We start from the raw sequence: 811 nt of genomic DNA, 5'->3' as shown, positions 1-811 counted from the left end.
CCCCCGACCGACCCGCCCGGCGGCGCGGGCGAGCTGTTCGACGACTTCACCTACTCCGGCTCCGGCGACCCGCTCCTCGCCCAGCGCGGCTGGACGGTCCGCTCCAGCTCGGGCGGCCCCGGCGTGCCCGGCGCCACCTGGTCGCCCGCGGCCGTCTCGTTCCCCGGCGGCCTGCTGACGCTCGACTCCACCACGGACGGCACCGCCGGCGGCACCGTGCAGACCGAGCTGTCCACCGCGAACCGCAAGTTCCGCGAGGGCACCTACGCCGCCCGGGTGCGCTTCAGCGACGCCCCGACCAGCGGCCCCGACGGCGAGCACGTGGTGCAGACGTTCTTCACCATCACCCCGCTGCGCTTCAACCTGGACCCCGACTACGGCGAGCTGGACTTCGAGTACCTGCCGAACGGCGGCTGGGGCGAGCCGTCGAACATCCTGTACACGACGAGCTGGGAGACCTACCAGGCCGACCCGTGGCAGGCCGTCAACACCCACACCGCCGAGCGGACCAGCTTCGCGGGCTGGCACGACCTCGTCATCCAGGTCTCGGGCGGCCGGATCAAGTACTACGTGGACGGCCGCCTGTTCGCCGACCACGGGGACATCTACTACCCCGAGACGCCGATGTGGATCATGTTCAACCAGTGGTTCATCGAGTTGCAGAACGGCGTGAGCGGGACCCGTACGTACCGGCAGCAGGTCGACTACCTCTACCACAGCAAGAACGAGGTCGTCGCGCCCGCCGGCGTGCTCAGCCGCGTCGCGGCCCTGCGCGCCGCCGGCACGGCCTTCAAGGACACCGTCCCCAACC

The 811-nt window shown here is 71.1% G+C and carries 1 protein-coding gene; it reads left to right on the top strand.

Annotated features, from left to right (window positions below; genetic code table 11):
• On the top strand, positions 1–811 hold an 811-nt coding region (locus tag FAF44_RS53440), incomplete at both ends, for a glycoside hydrolase family 16 protein (protein ID WP_237111158.1).

Origin of the sequence: Nonomuraea sp. MG754425, from assembly GCF_021699195.1 — a bacterium.
Classification (GTDB): domain Bacteria; phylum Actinomycetota; class Actinomycetes; order Streptosporangiales; family Streptosporangiaceae; genus Nonomuraea.
Note: the sequence above shows the minus strand (reverse complement) of the source record. Positions and strands in the feature narration are given on the sequence as shown.